Genomic DNA, 20,311 nt, shown 5'->3' on the forward strand with positions numbered 1-20,311 from the left:
CTGTCAATCCCTGCCAACAAACAACTTGCTTCGTCAATCACCCCGATCGGATCGGGCAGCGGCTCGTGCCGCGAAGCCATGCTTCAAGCGTCTCACACAAAAAGTAAAGCCGCCTAAAAATGCCAGGCGGCTTTACTTTGAATCTGGTGCCCAAGAGAGGACTCGAACCTCCACAGTGTTGCCACCGCTAGGACCTGAACCTAGTGCGTCTACCAATTTCGCCACCTGGGCAGGTGATGAACAGCAAAGAACGCCATTATAGCGACAGATTCACCCCTGTCAAGCGTTTCTCAAAAGTCGCTTAAACGACGCGACCGTGCGTCCGCATGCGCCCCGCAGCGACTATTGACGGGCCGCAAGGCGCGCGAGACGGGTGTTAGAATGCCTCGCATAGTTCGTTGGCACGGTGCACACGCCCGTCGGACTCAGCCTTGAACGAGCCGGACCCGAGCAGTCTTTCCAGTGCAATTGCAAGTGCAACTTAAGCGCAATTTCAACGCTTCTTAAGCCGAGCCATATCGCCGACCGACGTCCATGCAACGAGAAAAAACCATCGACAAGCCCTTGAGCAAATTTCCGTATCCGATCCCAAGCCGCGAAGAAATCCTGGGCGTCCTGCGCACGAGCGAAGCGCCGCTTGCCGCGAACGAGATCGCCGAAGCATTGTCGATCAAGCGCCAGGAGCGCGAGGGATTTTTCAAGCGCTTAGGCGCGATGGAGCGCGACGGCCAGATCCGGCTCGATCAGCGCAATCTCTATCAGCTGACCCATCCGTCGAACTTCGTGGCGGGCCGCGTGCAAGGCCATCGCGACGGTTACGGCTTCCTGATTCGCGACGACGGCCAGGACGATCTGTTCCTGCCCACCGGCGAAATGCAGAAGGTCATGCACAACGACCGCGTGCTGGCGCGCATCGTCGGCTACGACCGGCGCGGGCGTCCGGAAGGGCACATCGTCGAGGTGACAGACCGCGCCAACAAGCGCGTGATCGGCCGTCTGCTGAACGAGAACGGCGCGCTGATCGTCGCGCCCGAAGACAAGCGCATCGGCCACGACATTCTGATCACGCAGAACACCAAGAAGGCCAAGGTCGGCCAGGTGGTGGTGGTCGAGCTGACCGATTTCCCGAGCCGCCATTCGCAGCCGCTCGGCCGCGTGGCGGAAGTGCTCGGCGATATCGACGACCCCGGCATGGAAATCGAAATCGCGGTGCGCAAATACGGCGTGCCGCACGAGTTCAGCCAGGCCGCGCTCGACGAAGCATCGAAGCTGCCCGACGAAGTCCGTCCGGTCGACGCGCGTCATCGCATCGATCTGCGCGACGTGCCGCTCGTCACGATCGACGGCGAGGACGCCCGCGACTTCGACGACGCGGTGTACTGCGAGCCGGTTCAGGTCGGCCGCGGCGAGGGCTTTCGCCTGATCGTCGCGATCGCGGACGTCTCGCACTACGTGCATCCGAAAAGCGGGCTCGACGCCGACGCGATCGAACGCAGCACCTCGGTGTATTTCCCGCGCCGCGTGATCCCGATGCTGCCGGAGAAGCTCTCCAACGGCCTGTGCTCGCTGAATCCGAACGTCGACCGTTGCGTGCTGGTGTGCGACATGATCGTCACCACGCGCGGCGAAGTGAAGGCGTATCAGTTCTACCCCGGCGTGATGCATTCGGCCGCGCGTCTCACGTACACCGAAGTCGCCGCGGTGCTGAAGAACACCAAGGGTCCCGAGGCCGCGCGCCGCGCCGCGTTGCTGCCGCAACTGCAGAATCTTTACGGCGTATACAAGTCGCTGTTCGCGGCGCGCCAGAAACGCGGCGCGATCGACTTCGATACGACCGAGACCTACATCGTCTGCAATGCGCAGGGCAAGATCGAGCAGATCGTGCCGCGCACCCGCAACGAGGCGCACAAGCTGATCGAGGAATGCATGCTGGCCGCGAACGTCTGCGCGGCCGACTTCCTGAAGCGCAACAAGCATCCGGGGCTGTTCCGCGTGCACGCCGGCCCGACCGCCGAGAAGCTCGAGAACCTGCGCACCTTCCTGCGCGGCATGGGCCTCACGCTCGCCGGCGGCGAGACGCCGCACGCCAGCGACTACGCCGCGCTGATGGCGCAGATCCGCGAGCGGCCGGACGCGCCCATGCTGCAAACCATGTTGCTGCGCTCGATGCAGCAGGCCGTCTACAGCCCGGAGAACATCGGTCACTTCGGCCTCGCGTATGAGGCGTATGCGCACTTCACGAGTCCGATTCGCCGTTATCCCGACCTGCTCACGCACCGCGCGATCTACGCGATCCTGCAGGGCCGCAAGTACCAGCCCGAACCGGCGCAAGGCATCGAATTGAACACGGCGCTCTCGCCGCGTGCCCGCGCCATGCAAAAGGCCGACGACGAAAAGCGCGGCCGCGTGCGCGGCAACAACGTGGCGATCTGGGAAGAGCTCGGCCTGCATTGCTCGGCCAACGAACGCCGCGCCGACGAAGCCTCGCGCGACGTCGAAGCATGGCTGAAGTGCTATTTCATGCGCGACAAGCTCGGCGAGGAGTATGGCGGCATGGTGAACGGCGTGACGTCGTTCGGCATCTTCGTGCAGCTCGATTCGCTCTTTATCGAGGGCCTCGTGCATGTCACCGAACTCGGCTCCGACTACTTCCAGTACGACGAGATCAAGAACGAGTTGCGCGGCGAGCGCACCGGCATCCGTTATCGCCTGTCGGATCGCGTGCGCGTGCAGGTGAGCCGCGTCGATCTCGACGCGCGCAAGATCGACTTCCGTCTCGTGCGCGATACGCCGATCAAGCCGCCTGTGAATCGTACGCCGCTCGCCGACAAGTCGTCCGGTGAAAACGGCGGCGCACGCGTGCGCGTGCTGCCGCCGATCGAAGGCGCCGTGCCGGCGCCGGTCGGGCGGCGCAAGAAGGCGGCGCCCGCGCAGTCCGCGGCGGTGCAGGAAGCGCGCGCCGCGCGCGGCGCGGCGAAGAAGCACGGCGCCACGGCCAAGCCGGCATCGAAACCGCAGACGCGCAAGAAGCGCTGAAGCCGCATCACGGCTGACACCGCGCGCATCGGGTGCGTCAAGACGCACCGGTTGCGCGCGGTCTGCATTTCTTCGCCGGGCAGGCAAGCGCGGCACGCAACTCGTATTCATCACAGCAGCGCGTATTGAAGGCGCGCTCAATCAAAGGTTGTATCAGTCATGGCACGTCTCAAGGTTCTATACGGTTTTCACGCAGTGACCGCGCGCATCCGGCACGATGCGTCGACAGTCGAGGATGTCTATTTCGACGCGACGCGCAAGGACCGGCGCATGACCGAATTCCTGCACGCGGCGAAAGAAGCCGGCGTGCGTCTGATCGCCGCCGACGAAACGCGTCTGTGGGGACTCTCGCATACCGAGCGCCACCAGGGCGTGGTCGCGCGCGCGAGCGACATGCCGCTCGCGCAGAACCTGGCCGAACTGCTCGACGGCATCAACGGTTCGCCGTTGCTGCTGGTGCTGGACGGCGTGACCGATCCGCACAATCTCGGCGCGTGCCTGCGGGTCGCCGACGCGGCCGGCGCGCACGCGGTGATCGCGCCGCGCGACCGCGCGGTGGGTTTGAACGCAACGGCCGCCAAGGTGGCGAGCGGAGCGGCCGACACCGTGCCGTACATCACCGTCACGAACCTGGCGCGCGCGCTGCGTGAATTGAAGGACGCGGGCGTGTGGATCGTCGGCACGGCCGGCGAGGCCACCAGGAGCCTCTACGACACCGAGCTCGACGGTCCGGTGGCCCTCGTGATGGGCGCCGAAGGCGAGGGCATGCGCCGCCTCACGCGCGATACCTGCGATGTGGTGATGCAGATTCCGATGGCGGGCACCGTCGAAAGCCTGAACGTCTCCGTCGCGAGCGGCGTGTGCCTGTTCGAAGCGGTGCGGCAGCGGTCGGTGAAGAAGTAATTGCAGGCGGCGCTCATGTGCCGCTCCGGTAAACTAGCCGTTTTTACTGCTCGCCAGCATTTCCCATGACCCAAGACGAACTCAAGCAACTGGTCGGCCAGGCCGCCGCCGATTATGTGAACGCCAACGTGCCCGAAGGCGCGGTGATCGGCGTCGGCACCGGCTCCACCGCGAACTGTTTCATCGACGCGCTGGCCGCCAGCAAGGCACGCTATCGCGGCGCGGTGTCGAGTTCGCTCGCCACTACCGCGCGCTTGCAATCGCACGGCATCAAGGTGCTCGATCTCAACGAAATCGACTCGCTGCCGGTCTACGTGGACGGCGCCGACGAAATCGACCACAGCGGCGCGATGATCAAGGGCGGCGGCGGCGCGCTGACGCGCGAGAAAATCGTCGCCTCGGTGTCGGACGTGTTCGTCTGCATCGCGGACGCAAGCAAGCTCGTCGAGACGCTCGGCAATTTTCCGCTGCCGATCGAAGTGGTGCCGATGGCGCGGACCTCCATCGGCCGCCGCGTCACGGCGCTCGGCGGCGTGCCGATCGTGCGCGTCACGAAAGAAGGCGTGCCGTTCATTACCGACAACGGCAACGAGATCATCGACGTGAAGGGATTGCGCATTAGCGATCCGCGCACGCTGGAAATGCATGTGAACGCATGGCCCGGCGTGGTGACGGTGGGGCTCTTCGCGGGCCGTGGCGCGAATCTGTGCCTGCTCGGCTCCGATAGCGGCGTCGAGACGATCGAGTTCAGCAGGACCTGAGCGTACGCGCTCGTCTCTTGTCGCCGCATGCGGGCCGGTTTCGACAGGCCCGCTTCAAAAGTTCTACCCGCACCCCGTTGCAACGACTCGCATTAGCGCGCGACCAGTCCGATGCGCTTGCATCCTCCGTTGCAAACGCCGATCCACCGAAAATTCCGTTTGCGCGTTCGCAAGCGCCTGCGCGGCGCGCAATGCGCCGATCGCGTCGGCCAGCGCGACCCCATCTCCGGTTTCACCAGCCAGCCATTGCTCCGCTGCCGCGCAATCCCGGTCACGCCTCTGGCGGCCGCGGCGATCACCGGGCGTGCCGCCATTCCTTCGACGATCATTCGCCTGAACGGCTCAGACACGGCAGCGCATGCGCGCGCGTCGACGCTGTTGCGCCGGACGTGGGCGAACGAAAAGGGGCGTTGGATCAATCAGCGCCCGCCGAACCATCAGCGAGGAGCGGGCAAATGACGAGGCATCGATCATCGGCCGCATAGGAACGCGAAGCAGCGGGATGCAGGTTCGCAAGAGGCTAAGCGCGGGTCTTCATTATTCGCGTGCTGTCGTGCGTTGAATGTGGGCACGCGCACGCACAGCAAACGGTGTGCCCCATACACTCGTTGCAATGGCCATGGGGCGCTTATCTAAAGGTGGGATGTCATGAGAGTGGCGATCGTGCACGACTGGCTGGTCGCACCAGGCGGCGCGGAGAAGGTCCTCGAACAGATCGTCGAGTGCTTTCCCGACGCGGATATTTTCACTCTCGTCGATTTCCTCGAAGACCGCCGGCCGCTCGGCGGCAAAGCTGTCACGACCTCCTTCATCCAACGCCTGCCGTTTGCGCGGCGCTGTTATCGCGCGTATTTGCCGTTGATGCCGCTCGCCGTCGAACAGTTCGATTTGTCCGGCTACGATCTCATCATCACGAGTTCCCATACGGTCGCCAAGGGTGTGCGGGTTCGCCCGCATCAGACGCACGTGAGCTACGTGCATTCGCCGATGCGCTACGCGTGGGACCTGCAACATCAGTATCTGCGCGAGGCCAATCTGACGCGCGGGCCGAAGTCCTGGGTCGCGCGCATGCTGCTTCATTATGTGCGCGGCTGGGACGCGAATTCGGCGAACAGCGTCGACCGTCTGATCGCGAACTCGCATTTCGTCGCGCGGTGCATGATGAAAACTTACCGGCGCGATGCGGCCGTGATTCCGCCGCTCCTCGACGCAGGCGAATTCGAACTGTGCACGCACAAGGAAGACTTCTATCTGACCGCCTCGCGGAACGTGCCGTATCAACGCATCGAGCTGATCGTCGAGGCCTTCAACGCGACGCCGCACCGTTCGTTGATCGTCATCGGCGAGGGCCCGGAGATGGCGGCGATTCGTGCCAGGGCCGCTCCGAACGTGACGATTCTCGGCCCTCAGCCGTTCGCTGTTCTCAAGGATTATCTGCAACGCGCGCGAGCCTTCGTGTTGGCCGCCGAGGAAGACTTCGACCTCCTCGCGCTGCAAGCGCAGGCATGCGGCACGCCGGTCATCGCATTCGGCAAGGGCGGGGCGCTCGAAACGGTGGTGCCGGTGGGCGACGCGCATCCCACGGGCGTCCATTTCGCGCGCCAAACGGTCGTGTCGTTGCTCGACGCAATCGGGCGGTTCGAACGGCTGCGCGAGCAGATCACGCCGGCGGCCTGCCGCGCGAATGCCGAGCGCTTTTCGCCGGCGGTGTTTCGCCGCGCCTTCATGGCGGAAGTCACGCGCACGATCGCGGCGCGCGGCCGGCGTCGGCGGATCGGCCTCGTGGAGCGCATCGAACCGGTGGCCATCGCGGATATCGCCTGGCCAGGCGAGCCGGCGCAGGAAAGCAGTTGGGGACGTTGACGCGCTCGACTGCGGTCTCGCGTGGTTTGGCATCAATAGAAGAAGAGGTAGTTCGTCTCTTTGTTCGCGGGTTGCGAACTTCGCAGTTTGCGAATAAAATGGTTTTCGTCATACCGCTGTAGGTCGTATCCGGGTGCCTTGGCTATGCCATCCGGCTAGCTATCGGCACCCCTCCGCTGCGTTTAGCCTTGCAGGCAGATCGCGCATGTTCAGTGCGCGAATACGTGCGAGGAAATACGATGCGGGTCATTTCGAAGAAAGCGTTGCTGGACTTTATAAACAGACATCCGGGGGCGCGCGGTGCGCTATTGACGTGGTACTCACTGGCGCAGGCTTGTCTCGCGTATGGCTATAACGACCTGAAGCAGACGTTCGCCGGCGTGGATTACGTGCCGCCGCAATACACGGTTTTTAACGTAGGCGGCAACCGGTTCCGCATCGTCGCGGCGATTCACTACAACAGGCAGTCGTTATTCATTCGTCATGTACTGACGCATGCGGAATACGACCTTTGGACGAGGAAGAATCTAAACTCATGAACGCCGATCGCCTCCCGGGAGCTTTTCCCGACATCGCGCAAACCTGGACTGCGCTGCAAACCCAATTGCCGATCACGCCCATTCGCAACGAAGAGGACTACCAGAAGATGGTGCGGCTCGCCAACTCGCTGGCCGACCATCTGAACGGCAACGAAGAGGATCCGCTTGCCGATCTGTTCGCGATCGTCACCGACCTGATCGAAAGCTGGGAAGCGCACAACGTGACGATCCCGAAAGCGGAGCCGCGCGAGGTGTTGCGGCATCTGCTGGAAACGCACGGCCTCAAGCAGAAGGACCTGATCGGCATCGCGTCGCCCACCGTGGTGAGCGACATTCTCGCAGGCCGGCGCGCCATCAGCAAAAAGGTGGCGAAGGCGTTGGCGCAGCGTTTCCGTACGGACGTCAGCGCGTTTCTGTAAGAGCGGCGCCGCGCGCAGTGTCGACGGAAAAGAGAGCGGCGCCTGGTTACGGCGCAGCCCCCTTTTTTGCGCGGCATTTCGTCGTGATGCGTTGACGCGTTTTATCGCGGCATGGGCGTATCGAACCGGTCTCCGGTGGGATAGGTGCCCACATACGCGCAGCGGCCTTGCCTCTTTTTGTGAGGCCGCGTGTGAGGCCGCGCGTCGGTTCGCTCAGCGCGCCGCCTCCTGCCATGCCCCGCGCATTGCGCGTAGGCCCACTCGCCATTTGCGAAGCGCAAGCGCCACGCCGCCGCGCTCGAATGCCAACGACAATGCGCGCAGGAACCCCGGGTCCGCGCGATCGCCGATCAGCGTCGAGTAAACGACGAAGGCCCATCTGCCGTGCGGCGTCAGGTATTCGCACATGATGAGCCGGAGATTGAATGACGCGTTATAGAAAGCCGCGTCGTTGAATGTGAAGTGTTGATCGTCATCGCTGCGCTGCGCGGGAAAATGCTCGACCAGCAGCGACGGGTCGTAGATCAGCGTCCAGCCGCGCCGCTGCACGTCCAGACTGAAGGCCATCTCGCAGTGAGCCTGCGCGCCGGTGCCGCGCAAGCGCGAGTCGAAGCGCAGCGCGCCGATCGCCTCGCGGCGAAACGCCATGTTCACGCCCTTGAGCACCTGAACCTTGCGCGCCTTGCCGTGGCCGATATGGTGATTGCCGATGGTCCGGCCATACCAGCGCACGAGGCCCACGCAGGGCTTCTGCCCCTGCGGAATGCCGTTGCGTTCATGCACGATGTCGCGTCCGCCGAGGCCGCCCAGCGCCGGATCGTTTTCGAAGGCGCGTGCGATGCGCGCGACCCAGTCGGGATGCGGTGCGGCGTCGTCGTCGGTGAAGCAGAGCACGTCGCTGCTCGCGCTCTCGATGCCGAGGTTGTATGCGGCGACCACGCCCGGGTTGCGCACCAGCACGATCCAGCGGCGCGGGTCGGGGCGCGTCGCGTCACGGGTGCGCAGCCAGTCGAGCGTCGCGTAATCGTCGTGACGCACGACCACGATCACCTCGTCGGCGCGGCGCTCCTGCGCGTCGAGCGCCGCGAGGCAGCGCGCGAGGTCGGCGGTGCGCCGGTACGTCGGCACGATCACGGAGACTTTCACCAGCGGTTCGCGTAGTGGCATGGTCGGAATGCGTTGTGGCCGGCAAAGCCGCCGCACAGGGTGGCGGGCCTCGCAATGCGCATCGTGTGAGCGAACCCGCCTCGCGCGACCACGAAGCGCGCGTCGAGGCATCGCGCGGTATTCCTGAACCCGGTCGACCCAGTGCGGGAGTCGAATGATTCAACGCTTACTCGACGGCCTCGGCCTGGCGCAAGCGCGGCAAAAGGCGGTCGAATTCGCGCTTGACGAGGCCGTAGCATTCGCATGCGCGCGCTTCGAGTCCCTTGCGGTCGAGCACCTTGATATGGCCGCGGCTGTGATGGATCAGCCCTTCGTCGTGCAACTTGCCGGCCGCTTCGGTGATGCCCTCGCGGCGTACGCCGAGCATGTCGGCGATCAGTTGCTGCGTGACCGTCAGATCGTTCGACGCCACCCGGTCCACTTCGATCAGCAGCCAGCGGCACAACTGTTTGTTCAGCGCATGGTGGCGATTGCAGGCTGCGGTCTGCGCGACTTGCGTGAGCAGCGCGTGCATGTACAGCAGCATCAGGCGGCGCAGAAAATCGGAGCGGGCAAATTGCTGCTTGAGCGCCTGCGCGTTCATGCGATACGCGAAGCCGGCGCATTGCACCTGCACGCGGTTCGGCATGGTTTCGCCGCCCGTGAGCACCGGCACGCCCGTCATGCCCTCGCGGCCGACCGCGGCGATTTCCACCGAGCTGCCGTCTTCCATCGTCGAGAGCATGGAGATGATCGCGGTGGTGGGGAAGTAGACGTGATGAATGCGTTGACCGGAGTCGCACAGCAGTTGCTCCGTACGCAGATGAACCAGTTCGAGATGCGGAGCCAGCGCTTGCCATTCGTGCGACGGTAATGCACCGAGCAAATGGTTGCCGTGCAGATCTGATTGGAGTGTCAACATGATCGGTCCTCGCGTGGAAGCCGCGTGCCGCGGCTTCCTTGTTTTTTGATCCGACGCCTGCATCCTTTAAAACAGCGCTGCCCCGCGAGCAACGAAGAGGATGAACAGGATCGGCCCCGTCTTGGCCTGATACGCACCCGCAGTTGTTGTCGTTCGCGGCATGCTGTGTTGCGCTTTGTTCTTAGCGAGGAGCGTGCCAATGATCGGAAAAGTGAGTGCTGGTGCGGCACAACGAACATAGCCTTAGCGATGCGCGAAGCCAAACGTGTCTTTTTGTTTCAATTCTGTACAGCGCCGGCCTCGCGCGCCGTCGCCTCGCGGGGCAGGGTTCTTCGAGCCAAGTCCTTGATCGGACTGGCTTAGATGCGCTCGGGCGCGGCTTCAAGCGAGCCGTCTCGCGGCGGCAATGGCCTCTCGATGGGCGTGGTGAAGGCGCGTCCGGGATGTGCCGGAATTGATTCAGATGTGTTCAGTACACTGCGTGCGCTGTCGTACGGATCGTCTTTTTGACGGCTCGGAAGTCGTGAAAAAACCAACAGTGATTCCGCAGGCCAGACAGGGGGCTGCGTGTGACGCCAGGTATTAGGCAGGTCGCGACCGCATACCCGGATCCGTCGGACATTTAACCCTGAAGCGTGGCGGATAACGCATTGACCGCGCGCACTTCGCCGGGGGCGCCGCGCATGTTGCGTCCGCGTTAAACGCGCGGTCGGTTGCGTGCGCAATGAATCGTTCGGGGAACGAGAGGAAATGGAGGAAACAAACGGCACGACGCAGGAGCGATTCGGCGCCGGACACTCCACGCCGCCGTTGCGTAGACAGACGGGTTCGAACCGCGCGTGAAACGTTTGCGCGCGCTCGTCGAGCAGACGAATATCGAGGGCGTTGAGGCCATCGACGGCCCGGATGGCCCGGATGGGTTGCCGCGCTCGCGCGAGGCCGTGCCGCGCGCTTTCAGGTCGGCCCCGTGGCATCTCTCAAGCCCCGAGCGCGAGACGGCGCGTCACAACACCAGCGCGGCGAGCGGCGGCAGCGTCTTTTCATACGCGCTTTCTAGTTCGTCGAAGCAGTCTTCGCACAGATCGCGGCGTGCGCGTGCGATCGCGCGCAGGAGCCGGAACTGCATCGCCATCGACTCCGACGCGATGCTCTGCGCCGCCGCCGGAATCGATGCCGGAATGTCGAAGCCCTGTGCGGTCAGCCACAGCAGATACTTCGAGAGAAACTCGAAGTTCGCGCCGAGTTGTCGCGTCAGATTGAACGAGTACGGATGGAAGAACGCCTCGCCGCGTTCGAGCAACGTCTCGAGATGCGCGGGAAACGCGGCACGCCATTGCGAAATCGGATTGGCGAGCGGCCGGCGGCGCAGATGGGCGCACAACGATTCCGCCGACGCGTCCGCGAGCGCGGTGCCTTCCAGTGCCGGGCGCGCCTGCTTGGCGAACTCCACATAAGGAAGCAGCAGATCGGGCTGCTGCGCGAATTGCGGCAGCTTGCGGAACACGCCGTCGTAGTCGTCGCCGTCGAGCCGGTGATAGCCGGTGTTGTGAAAATAGCCGAGGCGGCGCGCGGCGGGGTCGACGAAGTCGATGCCCACGATGGTTTTCGAATGCTCGCGCCGGTACGACGTGACGCGCGTGTTCGGCAAGTAGTAGCCGTCCACGTCGACGAGCACCGTATGGCCGCGCGAGGTTTGCGCGAGCACGCGCGCTTCGAGCGAATCGTAGATGGCCAGCTCCTGTACCTGGGTGCCGTAGAGCCGGTCGAGATCATCGAGCGGAAATTTGATGAACGTGAACTGGTCGCCTTCGAAATCCTGCGTGACGGTGAAGCCGAACGCCGCGCGCGGCTCGAGTCCGAAGCCGTGCAGCAGTTCGATCCACAAATCGACGTAGCAATGGGTCTCCTGCCATACGCGCTCGCCTTGATGCAACGCGTGCTGCGCGTGCTGGCGCGGCCGGGTTTCAGGCGCGGACGTGCCGCGTTGAGCGGGCATCGTCGCGAGCGAGGATAGACCGGCCGGTTCGAAAAGGATGCGTCGCGATGCGTTATTCATGGCGGGTGGCCCGTGTCGTTTTCAACGGCCTCGAATCGGGCAGGCGTCTAACGAACACATCGGATCGTTTCTGACGCCTGGGCGTGCATGGGTGCTTATCGAGGCGGCTGACGCCATTACTGCGCATCGCTCGGACAAGGCGCGCCTCGTCGCCGCGTTTTGCTGTGCGTGGAGTCTGGTGCCGAGGCTGTCGCGAGGCCGCGCACGATGCCTTGTATTAGACGAAGTGTCGAAGCCGAACGTCGGTGCGATGCCGCACGGAAACACGCCTATGGCGGACGTACCGTGTAGTCACGACAACGGACCGGCGCGCGAAGCCCCGCGTCGCTGAACTCATTGACCGCAAGGGAACGTGATGAACTGGAAAACGCTGGAATTCGAGCAGCTTTCGGCACGCGAGTTGTATCTCATCCTGCGGGCGCGTAGCGCGGTGTTCGTCGTCGAACAGGCGCACGTTTGTCTCGACGCGGACGCTCGTGACGAACACGCGTTGCATGTGTTCGCGGCGGACGACATGACGCGGTCGATGCCGATCCTCGCCTATGCACGCCTGCAACCAGGCGACGCCGAAGATCCGGACATCACCATCGACAAGGTACTCACGAGCCCGCTGCGGCGTGGCGACGGCACCGCCGAACGGCTGATGGAGCGCGTGCTGCAGACGATCGCCGAGCGTTGGCCCGGCCACGCCGCGCGCGTGAAGGCGCCGCTCGGCTTGCGCGACTTCTACGAGCAATTCGGCTTTCGCAAGACCGAGGGGCCGTACCTCGCGCATGGCGTGCCGTTCATCGTTCTGACGCGCCAGTTGCGCGGCAACCCGCTGCGCTTCGGCATGCGGCCGCGCGAGCGCGGCAGCGCGGCGGACATCGACACCGTCGAACTGTTGTGATGGGGCGAAGGCCGATCGCACCTTCCACCACACGATCTGAATCATGGGGATCGACAGAACTCAGCGCCGCGCGCTGTCCGATCCGTAAGTCTTTTTCGGCCTGCCCCTAGCCGCCATTCGCTCATGGGTCAGACAATTCATCCGATTGCGTGCGTCTTCGCACGATGCAAGTAGTTCGAAGCAGGCACGCTTGACACGCAAGCTTAAGGTCCGTCAAAAGGTCCGGCGTTACACAGAAGAAACAATTCTTCAGAGGGATAACCCTGTCAGGAAGTCCCCCAACTGGCGCAACCGTTTTGAAGCTAGCAACGTATCGAAAGAGCATAACGATGTCGATATAGAAGAAACATAAGGGCCGTTTTATCAACAGGCTACGCGGGGATCAACACCGCTTCGGGGAGAGTCGTCATGGATCAGGCAAACAAGGATCGATCGTTGGTCAGCAAGGTGATGGATGGACTCGTCACAGGGATCGTCGAGGAGAAATACGGCGCCATTCTGCCGCCGCAGGATGTGCTGTCGAAGGAGTTCGACGTCAGCCGCACCGTCATGCGCGAGGCGCTGTCGATGCTGCTCGCGCGCGACATGCTGGACGTGCGGCCGAAGATCGGCACGCGCATCCGGCCGATGAGCGACTGGCGCATGATCGACGAGGACGTCGTGAGCTGGCGTTTTCGCGCGAAGCCCGATCCGCTGTTCGTGCGCGACGTGATCGAGTTTCGCAGCCTGATCGAACCGCGTGCGTCGGCGCAGGCGGCCGCGCGCGGCAGCGCGGCGGACATCGCGGCGCTGCGCGAGGCGTTCGAGGCGTTCCGCGCGATCCGCCCGAACGAGCCCGGCTATCAGGAAGCCGACGAGCTGTTCCACACCCGCATCGTGATCGCGAGCGGCAATCAGTTCTTCAAGCAGATGGCCGCGATCATTCGCGGCGCGCTGTCGACGGTCAATCCGATCGTCAACCAGAAGGAAGGCGCATGGGAGGGCGCGGTGAGTGCGCGTCAACGCGTGGTCGAGGCGATCGAACGGCGCGATCCCAAAGCAGCGGAAGCCGCGTCGCTCGCCATGATCGACCACACCGCGGAAGAGATGGGCAGCACGCTTTCCGAACCACCGCCGGTGCGTGGCTGAACGCCGCGGCACGCCGGCTTCTTTCCTAAGAGACCTTGCATGACGGACGGTGCGCTCATGGGCGCGCGCGAAAGTGCGCGACGTGGGCAACGTGCGCGACAATAGCGCCTGTTCTGAACTGCACGGATTCGAAGGAACGATGACAAACCCACCGCAGGAAACCCTCGCGAACGACGTGATTCGCTGGGGAATCGTCGGCACGGGCCGCATTGCCCGCCGTTTTGCTCAAAGCCTCGCTCATGTGCCGCAGGCGTCGCTCACCGCGCTGTGGTCGCGCCGAGCCGAACCGGCCGCAACCTTCGCCGCGGAATTCGGCGGCGAGGCGTGCGCGAGTTTCGACGCGCTGCTCGCGAGCGGTATCGACGCGCTCTATATCGCCACCATCCAGGACAGCCACGCCGACTACGCGGTCGCCGCGCTCGAAGCGGGCCTGCATGTGCTGTGCGAGAAACCCGCCGCCATCAATCAGCCGCAACTCGAACGCGTGCTCGATGCCGCGCGCGCCGCGCAACGGCTCTTCATGGAAGCCATGAAGCCGCCGTTCTATCCGCTCTACCAAAAGCTGCGCGCGCAGCTCGCCGCCGAACCGATCGGCGAGGTGGGGCTCGTGCGCGCCGGCTGTTCGGTGCCGGGCGTGCCGGACGATCATCCGTCGCTGTCGTTCGAGCATGCGGGCGGCGCGCTGCTCGACATCGGCGTCTACGAAATGTTTCTCGCCGTCGACTGGCTCGGCGTGCCTCATGAGGTGCAGACGCTCGGACGGCTCGGCCCGACCGGCGTCGATACGTTCGCGAGCCTGAACAGCCGGCATGAGCGCGGCATCGCGCAACTGTTCTGCGGCCTCGATCTGCACGGCAAGGGCGATGCGCTGTTGATGGCGAAAGGCGGGCATGTGACGATTCACGAGCCCTGGTGGAATCCGTCGCGCGCGACGATCCGTTACGCCGACGCTCATGTGGTCGAACTCGACGAGCCGTTCGAAGGCGGCGGCCTGAACTATGAGACCGCGCATTTCTGCGAGCTGATTCGTGCCGGGCAACTGGAGAGTCCGGTGATGCCGCATGCCACCTCGCTGCGGATGATCGCCATGGCCGATGCCGCGCGCGCCGCGCTGGGGCTCAGGTTCGCGGGAGAGTGAGGGGCGCGTTAAGGGCAAGTGAAGGGCAAGTGAAGGTTAGCGGTGGTACGATTTGCGCGCGCATGCAAGGCGCAAGAATCGTCCGCATGTCCGCAGCTTTCGAACCTCTTCCATGGGAGCCGTCCACGATGCGCATGCTCGGAAAACTTTGGCGCGACAACAAGAGTCTTGTCGCGTTTCTCTTCCTGATGGTGCTGTTTCGCAGCGCCGTGGCCGACTGGAATAGCGTGCCGAGCGGCTCGATGCTGCCGACGATCCGCGAAGGCGACCGGATCTTCGTCGACAAGATGGCCTACGATCTGCGCGTGCCGCTCACGCATATCGCGATCGCGCATCTGCACGAGCCGCAGCGCGGCGATATCGTCACGATCGATTCGTCGGTGGCGCATGACTTGATCGTCAAGCGGCTGATCGGCTTGCCCGGCGACAGCGTCGCGATGCGCGACAACGTGCTGTATGTGAACGGCGTGCGCGCCGATTATCAGCCGCTGAAACTAAAGCCGCTGCCTGGCGACACCGCTTCGCCCGGCGACTATCTGACCGAACGCTTCGAGGGCGTCGCGCATACCGTGCGGCTCGCGCCGAATGCGCCGAGTCCGCGTGACTCGTTCGGGCCGGTGATCGTGCCGCCGGGCGAATATCTGATGCTCGGCGACAATCGCGACAACAGCGCCGATTCGCGTTACTTCGGTTTCTTTCCGCGCAAGGAGTTGATGGGCCGCACGCGCCGCGTGGCGTTCTCGCTCGACCCGGATCGCTACTACGCGCCGCGCTTCGAGCGCTTCGGCGCGCCGCTGGACCCGGTGTCGCCCATGGCGAGCCGTTAGCGAAGCATGAGTGAGCCGCTAGCCGACGCCAGCGTTGCTCAGTGGCGCGAGGGCAGCGCGAGGCGCCGCTCGTACCAGCGCTGCACCCATTCGAGCAGCTGGCACAACACCCAATAAATCGCGGCGGCCGCGAGATACAGCGGCAGCGGCTGATAGGTCGACGCAATGATTTCCTGCGCGCTGCGCAGCAGTTCGGTCACGGTAATCACCGATACCAGCGAGGTGTCCTTGATCAGGCTGATCAAGCTGTTCGACAAACTCGGCACGGCAATGCGCAAGGCTTGCGGCGCGACCACATAGCGCAGCGTCTGACGGCGCGAGAGTCCGAGGCTGTAGGCGGCGAGCCACTGGCCGTTGTGAATGCCGAGGATCGCGCCGCGCATGCTCTCCGACAGATACGCCGCCACGTTCGCCGACAATGCGATCACGCCGGCCGGCGTGGGGTCGAGTGAAATGCCGAAACTCGGCAAGCCGTAATAGATCACGAAGATCTGCACGAGCAGCGGCGTGCCGCGCATCACGCTCACGTAGAGGCGCGCGAGCCAGTTGAGCACGCGGTTGTGGCTCACGCCCATCAAGGCGAGCACGGCGCCGGCAAGCAGGCCGAAGAACATCGACAGAACCGCGAACTTGACCGTCAGGATAGCGCCCTGCGCGAGCACGGGAAGCGATTGGACCAGCAGGGAAGTGATGGACATGAGCGGAAGTCGGGTTGGCGCGCAAAGCGCACATCATAAACTTGAGCGGGGGGCGGGGCGGAGGGCGGGGCGGAGAGCGAAGCGCCGTTGACGCGCAACGTGGACCGCAAGCAAAACCGCGCGACACAAAAGCGAAGGGCGGCACCATCGCCGATGCCGCCCTTCGGTTTACCTCGCGCCCGTTACTTGATCGGCTTGCTGACGTCGATGCCGAACCACTTGTCCGAGATCTTCGAGAACGTGCCGTCCGCTTCGAGCTGGATCATTGCTTCGTCGATCGCCTTGGCGAACTTCGGATTGCCCTTTTTGAACGGAATGCCCGACGGGTTGCCCGCGCCGACGGTTGCGCCCGTGCGCAGCGGCAGTTGCGAGTTCTTCAGCAGATACGCGAGCATCAGGCGGTCGTTGAGCGCCGCGTCCAGCCGGCCGGCGGCCAGATCACGCAGGTATTCGGGCGCGCCCGGATACGTCTTCACGTCGATGCCCGGCACCGACTTCGCCATGTCCATGTAGTTGGTGCCCAGACCGACGCCGAGCTTCTTGCCCTTCAGTTCGTCGAGCGATTTGAACTGGCGCGAGTCGTCCTTGCGCTGGATCAGTTGCGCGGCCGAGTACGTGTAGGCCGGCGAAAAGTCGAGCGCCTGCTTGCGCGGGTCGGTAATGCCGACCTGGTTGACGATCACGTCGAACTTGCCCGCCTGCAGACCGGCGATGATGCCGCTCCATTCGGTCGTGACGAATTCCGGTTTCACGCCGAGTTTCGCCGCCACCGCCCTGGCGATGTCGACGTCGTAGCCGACCAGTTCGCCCGACGGCGCCTTTGAATTGAACGGCGGGAAGGTGCCCTCGAGACCGACGCGCAGCGTGCCGCGTTGCTTGACCTGATCGAACAGATCCTCCGCGTGCGCGGTGACGGAAGTAACGGCGGTGAACGACGCGCCGATCAGACCGGCGACGACAACCTTTTTCAGCAAGCCAAATTTCATCGTGTTCCTTTTTTGTTCGCCTGGCGTTTTAGCAGACGAAAGCTTAACAAAGCAGACTATCGAAACCAAAATACCGTTTGTTCATGCCTATATTACTGACGCAGCGCCCGCACGCATTCGCCCACCAGCGCCGGCCCGCGATAGATGAAGCCGGTATAGAGCTGCACCAGCGAGGCGCCCGCCGCGATCTTCGCGCGCGCGTCGTCGCCTGAGAAAATCCCGCCGACGCCGATGATCGGCACGGTCTCGCCGAGTTCGGCGCGCAGCTTGCGGATCACTTCATTCGACGCGTCGAACACCGGCTTGCCCGACAGGCCGCCGGCCTCGTCGCCGTATTGCATGCCGGCGACCGCCGTGCGCGAGAGCGTGGTGTTGGTCGCGATCACGCCTTCGAAGCGGTGGCGCAAGAGCGTGTCGGCGATCGACTTCACCTGTTCGTCGTCGAGGTCCGGCGCGATCTTCAGCGCGAGCGGCACGAGCTTGCCGTGCATGTCGGCGAGACGCTGCTGCTTGTCCTTGAGCGCCGCGAGCAGCGCGTCGAGTTCGCCCGCGCCTTGCAACTGGCGCAGGTTCTTCGTGTTCGGCGACGAGATGTTGACCGTCACGTAGCTCGCGAACGGGTACACGCGTTCGAGGCAGTACAGATAGTCGTCGGCGGCGCGCTCGATCGGCGTGTCGGCGTTCTTGCCGATGTTCAGCCCGAGAATGCCGCGATAGCGCGCGGCCTGCACGTTCTTCACGAACTGGTCGACGCCCGCGTTGTTAAAGCCCATCCGGTTGATCACGGCGTTCGCCTGCGGCAGACGGAACATGCGCGGACGCGGATTGCCCGGCTGCGCGCGCGGCGTCACCGTGCCGACCTCGATGAAGCCGAAGCCGAGCGCGGCCAGACCGTCGATGCACGCGCCGTCCTTGTCGAGCCCCGCGGCGAGCCCGACCGGATTGCGGAACGTCAGGCCCATCACGGTGCGCGGCGCATCCGGCACGTGCGGCGCGAGCACGCCGGCGAGGCCGGCGCGGCCGGCCGCGCCGAGCATGCGCAAGGTGAGGTGATGTGCGTCTTCCGCGTCCATGCGAAAGAGTTGGGCGCGTACGAGCGGGTAGAGGGAGCTGAACACGGGACGAAGCCGGGCGGCCAGAAAATGGGAACCCGCTATTTTACCGGCTTTGGGGTTTCAGGGAGACGCGTTGGAAAGCGGGCATGCGCCGTTTCATTGCCTGGCCGGTGGGTGGCGAAAGTAGTGCGATAGCCGTCGCTCGCATGGCGCAGGGGCCGGGCGGCTTGCGAACGTACTCGCGAGCCCGGCGTGCCACCAGATGGTCAAGGCCTGAGCGGTCCGCCGCGCCTGCCGTGAATCGCCAGATCGACCGGCGGCAGATCGACGCCGTTCGGATCGAGCACTCGCCACGCGCCGTCGATCAAGCCTTCGAGCGGCCGGAAATTCGCTTTGTACGCCATCTTCGGACTCTCGCGAATCCAGTAGCCGAGGTACACGTAGGGCAGCTTCAGGCTGCGCGCCTGCTCGATCTGCCAGTAGATGTTGTAGGTGCCGAAGCTGGTGTGCGGCAGTCCCGGCTCGAAGAACGTGTACACGGACGAGAGTCCGTCGCCGAGAATGTCGATCATGCTGATCATGCGCAGGATGCCGGGCGCGTCCGGTTGATTCGGCAACGGCTCGCGGAATTCGACCAGCCGCGAGTTGATCCGGCTTTGCAGCAGGAACTGCTCGTATTGATCGCGGCTGTCGCGATCCATGCCGCCGCCCGCATGCCGCGCCGACTGATAGCGCATATAGAGCGCGTAATGCTCTTCGTCGTAATGGAGCGGCGCCACGGTGGCGACCATCTCGCCATGCTTTTTCCAGACCCGCCGTTGCGTGCGGTTCGGCTCGAACCGGCCGACCGGCACGCGCACCGGCACGCATGCGCGGCAACCGTCGCAATAGGGGCGGTAGGTGAACACGCCCGAGCGGCGGAAGCCCGCCTTGACGAGGTCGGTGTAGACGTCGGAGTTGATCAGGTGACTGGGCGTGGCGACTTGCGAGCGCGCGATGCGCCCATCCAGATAACTGCAGGGATAAGGCGCCGTTGCATAAAATTGCAGCGCCGAAAGCGGGGAAAGAGGCAGCTCGTTGGGATGAGTCACGTTGGCAGCTCTCGAAGCGTCTCTGTGATGCAAACCCGGCGCCTTGCGGTTGACGACCCGCGGCTCGTGATCCGCGGCTCGATGGGCGGCGAATCCGGATTCGGCCTGATCTTCCTACGCCGCTCGCGCGAGCACATCGAGCAGCGCGGTCTTGTCGAAACGCCATGGAATCGGCGGTGCCTCAACAGCCGCGCGAACATGCGCGATGAACGCCTTGCGCGCTATCTCGCGACCGCCGAGCGACGCCAGATGCGACGTGTTCTGCTGGCAGTCTATCATTTCTATTTCGTGACGGCGCAAGTGCCCGACAAGCGCGGCCAGCGCCATTTTCGACGCATCGGTGACGTCCGCGAACATCGATTCGCCGAAGAACATCTTGCCGAACGACACGCCATACAAACCGCCCACGCGCTTGCCCTCGAACCACGTTTCGATGCTGTGCGCATCACCGATCCGATGCAGCGACGAATACGCCTCGACCACGTCCGCGGTGATCCAGGTGCCGCGCTGTCCGCGTCGCGGCGCCTGCGCGCACGCGCGCATGACGGCGGCGAAATCATGGTCGACGCGAATCTCCCAGGCGTCGTCGCGCAACACCCGCCTGAGCGTCTTGCGCAGCGACGGCGATACCTTGAATTCGGCGGGGACGAGCACCATGCGGGGATCGGGGCTCCACCACAACACGGGTTGACCGTCGGAGTACCAAGGGAAGATGCCGCGCCGGTAGGCGTCGATGAGGCGCGACGGCAGCAGGTCGCCGCTCGCGGCAAGCAGGCCCGGTGCGCCGCTCGACGCGCCGAGCGCACGCTCGACGGGCGGGAACGGATCGTCAGGTCCGAGCCAGGGAACCATGC

Annotated in this window: 19 protein-coding genes and 1 tRNA gene; 11 read left to right on the forward strand and 9 right to left on the reverse strand. The window is 64.2% G+C overall.

Going from position 1 to position 20,311, the window contains the following annotated elements:
• Positions 1 to 144: 144 nt before the first annotated feature.
• A tRNA-Leu gene (locus ACOCG7_RS19070) sits at positions 145 to 231 on the reverse strand.
• Between the two features lie 303 nt (positions 232 to 534).
• Here ACOCG7_RS19070 and rnr point away from each other — a divergent pair.
• From rnr to ACOCG7_RS19105, 7 genes are all read left to right on the forward strand, one after another.
• On the forward strand, positions 535 to 3,036 hold the full coding sequence (rnr, locus tag ACOCG7_RS19075) for a ribonuclease R (RefSeq protein WP_244744240.1): 2,502 nt from the start codon (positions 535 to 537) through the stop codon (positions 3,034 to 3,036).
• Between the two features lie 159 nt (positions 3,037 to 3,195).
• On the forward strand, positions 3,196 to 3,939 hold the full coding sequence (rlmB, locus tag ACOCG7_RS19080; protein WP_083083567.1) for a 23S rRNA (guanosine(2251)-2'-O)-methyltransferase RlmB: 744 nt from the start codon (positions 3,196 to 3,198) through the stop codon (positions 3,937 to 3,939).
• Between the two features lie 65 nt (positions 3,940 to 4,004).
• Positions 4,005 to 4,700, forward strand: coding sequence for a ribose-5-phosphate isomerase RpiA (gene rpiA, locus ACOCG7_RS19085; protein ID WP_073426876.1), 696 nt, complete (start codon positions 4,005 to 4,007; stop codon positions 4,698 to 4,700).
• A 129-nt stretch (positions 4,701 to 4,829) separates the two neighbouring features.
• Positions 4,830 to 5,159: a hypothetical protein gene (locus ACOCG7_RS19090; protein ID WP_244744239.1), complete on the forward strand. Its 330-nt coding sequence runs from the start codon at positions 4,830 to 4,832 to the stop codon at positions 5,157 to 5,159.
• Positions 5,160 to 5,348: 189 nt separating this feature from the next.
• Entirely contained in the window at positions 5,349 to 6,563 is a 1,215-nt protein-coding gene (locus ACOCG7_RS19095) for a glycosyltransferase (RefSeq protein ID WP_244744237.1), read from the forward strand.
• Between the two features lie 239 nt (positions 6,564 to 6,802).
• On the forward strand, positions 6,803 to 7,102 hold the full coding sequence (locus tag ACOCG7_RS19100; RefSeq protein WP_244744235.1) for a type II toxin-antitoxin system HigB family toxin: 300 nt from the start codon (positions 6,803 to 6,805) through the stop codon (positions 7,100 to 7,102).
• Entirely contained in the window at positions 7,099 to 7,521 is a 423-nt protein-coding gene (locus ACOCG7_RS19105) for a helix-turn-helix domain-containing protein (RefSeq protein WP_073426872.1), read from the forward strand. The genes ACOCG7_RS19100 and ACOCG7_RS19105 overlap by 4 nt, the downstream gene beginning before the upstream one ends.
• 213 nt (positions 7,522 to 7,734) lie before the next feature.
• Here the strand turns inward: ACOCG7_RS19105 and ACOCG7_RS19110 are convergent, their stop codons facing one another.
• The 3 genes from ACOCG7_RS19110 to ACOCG7_RS19120 all read right to left on the reverse strand — a co-directional run bounded on the left by ACOCG7_RS19110 (position 7,735) and on the right by ACOCG7_RS19120 (position 11,585).
• Positions 7,735 to 8,688 carry a glycosyltransferase family 2 protein gene (locus tag ACOCG7_RS19110; protein WP_244744233.1) on the reverse strand — a complete coding sequence of 318 codons (954 nt, stop codon included), beginning with the start codon at positions 8,686 to 8,688 and terminating at the stop codon, positions 7,735 to 7,737.
• A 166-nt stretch (positions 8,689 to 8,854) separates the two neighbouring features.
• Positions 8,855 to 9,589, reverse strand: coding sequence for a Crp/Fnr family transcriptional regulator (locus ACOCG7_RS19115; RefSeq protein WP_073426870.1), 735 nt, complete (start codon positions 9,587 to 9,589; stop codon positions 8,855 to 8,857).
• Between the two features lie 1,003 nt (positions 9,590 to 10,592).
• Positions 10,593 to 11,585, reverse strand: a complete 993-nt coding sequence (locus ACOCG7_RS19120) for a DUF1839 family protein (RefSeq protein ID WP_244745021.1) — start codon at positions 11,583 to 11,585, stop codon at positions 10,593 to 10,595.
• A 415-nt stretch (positions 11,586 to 12,000) separates the two neighbouring features.
• On the opposite strand from ACOCG7_RS19120, the gene ACOCG7_RS19125 reads away from it, so the two are divergent.
• The 4 genes from ACOCG7_RS19125 (at position 12,001) to lepB (ending at position 15,627) form a co-directional block, all read left to right on the forward strand.
• Positions 12,001 to 12,534, forward strand: coding sequence for a GNAT family N-acetyltransferase (locus ACOCG7_RS19125; RefSeq protein WP_244744232.1), 534 nt, complete (start codon positions 12,001 to 12,003; stop codon positions 12,532 to 12,534).
• Positions 12,535 to 12,942: 408 nt separating this feature from the next.
• The gene (locus tag ACOCG7_RS19130) at positions 12,943 to 13,662 is read left to right on the forward strand and encodes a FadR/GntR family transcriptional regulator (RefSeq protein ID WP_073426867.1); all 720 of its coding nucleotides are present in this window, start codon (positions 12,943 to 12,945) and stop codon (positions 13,660 to 13,662) included.
• Between the two features lie 139 nt (positions 13,663 to 13,801).
• On the forward strand, positions 13,802 to 14,800 hold the full coding sequence (locus ACOCG7_RS19135; protein WP_244744231.1) for a Gfo/Idh/MocA family protein: 999 nt from the start codon (positions 13,802 to 13,804) through the stop codon (positions 14,798 to 14,800).
• A gap of 128 nt (positions 14,801 to 14,928) precedes the next feature.
• Complete coding sequence (lepB, locus tag ACOCG7_RS19140) at positions 14,929 to 15,627, forward strand: signal peptidase I (RefSeq protein ID WP_244745019.1); 699 nt, start codon at positions 14,929 to 14,931, stop codon at positions 15,625 to 15,627.
• Between the two features lie 38 nt (positions 15,628 to 15,665).
• On the opposite strand, the gene ACOCG7_RS19145 is transcribed toward lepB, so the two are convergent.
• The 5 genes from ACOCG7_RS19145 to aat form a co-directional block, all read right to left on the reverse strand.
• Complete coding sequence (locus tag ACOCG7_RS19145) at positions 15,666 to 16,325, reverse strand: amino acid ABC transporter permease (protein ID WP_244744230.1); 660 nt, start codon at positions 16,323 to 16,325, stop codon at positions 15,666 to 15,668.
• A 182-nt stretch (positions 16,326 to 16,507) separates the two neighbouring features.
• Complete coding sequence (locus tag ACOCG7_RS19150; RefSeq protein ID WP_073426864.1) at positions 16,508 to 17,311, reverse strand: cystine ABC transporter substrate-binding protein; 804 nt, start codon at positions 17,309 to 17,311, stop codon at positions 16,508 to 16,510.
• Positions 17,312 to 17,403: 92 nt separating this feature from the next.
• Positions 17,404 to 18,429, reverse strand: coding sequence for a quinone-dependent dihydroorotate dehydrogenase (locus ACOCG7_RS19155; protein WP_073426863.1), 1,026 nt, complete (start codon positions 18,427 to 18,429; stop codon positions 17,404 to 17,406).
• A 203-nt stretch (positions 18,430 to 18,632) separates the two neighbouring features.
• A complete protein-coding gene (locus ACOCG7_RS19160) occupies positions 18,633 to 19,457 on the reverse strand; it encodes an arginyltransferase (protein ID WP_244744228.1) in 825 nt (274 codons plus the stop codon).
• 114 nt (positions 19,458 to 19,571) lie between these two features.
• Positions 19,572 to 20,309 (reverse strand): leucyl/phenylalanyl-tRNA--protein transferase, encoded by a 738-nt coding sequence (gene aat, locus ACOCG7_RS19165; protein WP_244744227.1) that lies wholly within the window; start codon positions 20,307 to 20,309, stop codon positions 19,572 to 19,574.
• Positions 20,310 to 20,311 lie beyond the last annotated feature (2 nt).

The sequence above is a fragment of the Paraburkholderia sp. DD10 genome, assembly GCF_049177125.1.
In the GTDB taxonomy this organism is placed as follows: Bacteria; Pseudomonadota; Gammaproteobacteria; order Burkholderiales; family Burkholderiaceae; genus Paraburkholderia; species Paraburkholderia terricola.

Coding starts and splice junctions, on each gene's coding strand:
- rnr (WP_244744240.1), top strand. CDS start 535: ATGCAACGAGAAAAAACCATCGACAAGCCCTTGAGCAAATTTCCGTAT.
- rlmB (WP_083083567.1), top strand. CDS start 3,196: ATGGCACGTCTCAAGGTTCTATACGGTTTTCACGCAGTGACCGCGCGC.
- rpiA (WP_073426876.1), top strand. CDS start 4,005: ATGACCCAAGACGAACTCAAGCAACTGGTCGGCCAGGCCGCCGCCGAT.
- ACOCG7_RS19095 (WP_244744237.1), top strand. CDS start 5,349: ATGAGAGTGGCGATCGTGCACGACTGGCTGGTCGCACCAGGCGGCGCG.
- ACOCG7_RS19100 (WP_244744235.1), top strand. CDS start 6,803: ATGCGGGTCATTTCGAAGAAAGCGTTGCTGGACTTTATAAACAGACAT.
- ACOCG7_RS19105 (WP_073426872.1), top strand. CDS start 7,099: ATGAACGCCGATCGCCTCCCGGGAGCTTTTCCCGACATCGCGCAAACC.
- ACOCG7_RS19110 (WP_244744233.1), bottom strand. CDS start 8,688: ATGCCACTACGCGAACCGCTGGTGAAAGTCTCCGTGATCGTGCCGACG.
- ACOCG7_RS19115 (WP_073426870.1), bottom strand. CDS start 9,589: ATGTTGACACTCCAATCAGATCTGCACGGCAACCATTTGCTCGGTGCA.
- ACOCG7_RS19120 (WP_244745021.1), bottom strand. CDS start 11,585: ATGCCCGCTCAACGCGGCACGTCCGCGCCTGAAACCCGGCCGCGCCAG.
- ACOCG7_RS19125 (WP_244744232.1), top strand. CDS start 12,001: ATGAACTGGAAAACGCTGGAATTCGAGCAGCTTTCGGCACGCGAGTTG.
- ACOCG7_RS19130 (WP_073426867.1), top strand. CDS start 12,943: ATGGATCAGGCAAACAAGGATCGATCGTTGGTCAGCAAGGTGATGGAT.
- ACOCG7_RS19135 (WP_244744231.1), top strand. CDS start 13,802: ATGACAAACCCACCGCAGGAAACCCTCGCGAACGACGTGATTCGCTGG.
- lepB (WP_244745019.1), top strand. CDS start 14,929: ATGCGCATGCTCGGAAAACTTTGGCGCGACAACAAGAGTCTTGTCGCG.
- ACOCG7_RS19145 (WP_244744230.1), bottom strand. CDS start 16,325: ATGTCCATCACTTCCCTGCTGGTCCAATCGCTTCCCGTGCTCGCGCAG.
- ACOCG7_RS19150 (WP_073426864.1), bottom strand. CDS start 17,311: ATGAAATTTGGCTTGCTGAAAAAGGTTGTCGTCGCCGGTCTGATCGGC.
- aat (WP_244744227.1), bottom strand. CDS start 20,309: ATGGTTCCCTGGCTCGGACCTGACGATCCGTTCCCGCCCGTCGAGCGT.